Below are 2,313 nucleotides of genomic sequence, written 5' to 3' on the forward strand. Positions count from 1 at the left end.
GCATGAGAGATTTATCAGCATACACTTCATCAATGGGAGGACAAGTATTTTACTATAGAGACCGTTACGGCTTGGAATGTGATTGTGTATTAACTTTAAAAAATGAAGATTATGCATTAATAGAATTTAAATTAGGAAGTACAAAAATCGAAAAAGGAGCAAAAAACTTATTAAAACTGAATAGTCTCATTAAAAAAACAATTTCAGAAACTGATTTATATATCAAAGAGCCAAAATTTTTAGCAGTAATAACCGGAGGAAAATTTGCCAAAACAAGAAAAGATGGAGTAAAAATCATTCCAATAGGATGTTTAAGATAACATCCTATTAAAAAACATTTTGAATATCCAAAAAGTAAACTATAATCCAAAATTCATTGGAAACATAGAATATGAAATTAATAGTAGCAAAACAAGCTGTTTATACATACTATACCTAAACAATCATGTAAAATCATCATAACAAAGAATTTTATTTATTTCTTTAGGCAACTATATGAATTTATATTTGTTCATTACTACTCAAACAAAAGTAATATTTAATACTGATAAGGATAATACAGTATTCCATAAATTGTCCACGGAAAAGTGGTAACCTTATGAAAATCAGTACAGTAACTTTTAGTTACTAAATGTTATTTTAATTTCTTATAGTATATAAAGTTAGTTATTTTAGCATTATTGTAAACATCAATTTCAATATCAACACTTCATTTTAAATAGTTACCATAATTTATTTGTTGAAATTGCAAATACTACTCCTTAAATCCTTTAACCATGAAAATTAAGTTTGTATGATGTTTTATACAAAATTGTTTTTTCCACATTTTTACCAAAATATGCTTCAAGAAAGGTAACCTTATGAATTTCCAATTGGTTATTTCAGACAAGCTTATGAATTTTCAATTACTTATTAATGGTAATTAAATGAATTGATGTAGCTACATGGACATAATTTTGGAAAAATGCTTAAACGTGAAAGTATTCCTAAAGCGATTAAAATACTAGATTGGAAATGTAACATTGCTCTTCAAACAGCCATCATAATTGAAATTAGAAACCATCAATCCAAATATGAGTAAATTTAAAAATGAAAAAAAGCACAAATTTATAGTGTAGAAAACCACAAAAATATAGTATGAAAAAGCACAAATTTATAGTGTAGAAAACCACAAAAATATAGTTTAATGAGGTTGACAAAACATGTCAGAATTATATTATAAAAGAATACTTGATGAAACTATTGAAAAAAGACTTAAAATGGTAGGTGCAGTTGTTATTGAAGGTCCTAAATGGTGCGGTAAAACAACAACAGCAAAACAACATGCCAAAAGTATTTTACAACTACAAGACCCAGACAATAGACAGAACTATTTAGAATTAGCTGAAATAATGCCTTCAAAATTATTAGAAGGCGAAACCCCCCGATTAATTGATGAATGGCAGGTCGCACCAGTATTGTGGGATGCCGTAAGAACAAAAATAGACAACACTCCCGGATACGGACAATTCATCCTTACAGGTTCAACAAGCATAAACAATGATGAGATTATGCATACGGGAACTGGACGAGTAAACAGAATGACAATGTTACCTATGAGTTTATATGAAAGTAAAGAATCTAACGGCAGAATATCAATTTTAGAATTATTTAAGAATCCTGACATGAATATTGATGGAATTGAATCAGATTTAACAATTGAAGATTTAGCATTTGCAACATGCCGAGGAGGTTGGCCAGAAAGCATCATACAAACTGATAGGGAAGCACAGTTATTTGTTGCCGAAAATTATGTGGACAACATTTGCAAATCAGACATATCCACAGTTGATAGAGTTAAAAGAGACCCAAACCGAGCTAAAAAAATATTAAGATCATATGCAAGAAACAATTCCACAGAAGCAACAAAACAAACAATCTTAAAAGATGTTAAGGGAAATTATCCAGACATGGCTTATTCCACATTGGACGATTATCTAAAAGCACTATCAAAATTATTTGTCACTGTAGACATTCCTGCCTGGAATCCAAATATACGATCAAAATCTGCAATGAAATCATCAGATAAACGAGAATTCATCGACCCGTCAATAGCAACAGTTCTGTTAAATTTAGACCCAGAGGGATTACTGTTCGACCTAGATACTTTCGGACATATATTTGAAAACTTATGCATGAGAGATTTATCAGCATACACTTCATCAATGGGAGGACAAGTATTTTACTATAGAGACCGTTACGGCTTGGAATGTGATTGTGTATTAACTTTAAAAAATGAAGATTATGCATTAATAGAATTTAAATTAGGAAGTA

General features: G+C 29.7%; 1 protein-coding gene and 1 pseudogene. Both read left to right on the plus strand.

The window, feature by feature from the left end; genetic code table 11:
- Positions 1-320 (plus strand): annotated as a pseudogene (locus ACKI32_RS04640) (hypothetical protein); the annotation flags it as partial.
- An 882-nt stretch (positions 321-1,202) separates the two neighbouring features.
- Positions 1,203-2,313, plus strand: a 1,111-nt coding sequence (locus ACKI32_RS04645; RefSeq protein WP_407413982.1) for an ATP-binding protein, incomplete at its 3' end; no start/stop codon positions are given.

The sequence above is a fragment of the Methanobrevibacter sp. genome (assembly GCF_045611865.1).
GTDB lineage: Archaea > Methanobacteriota > Methanobacteria > Methanobacteriales > Methanobacteriaceae > Methanocatella.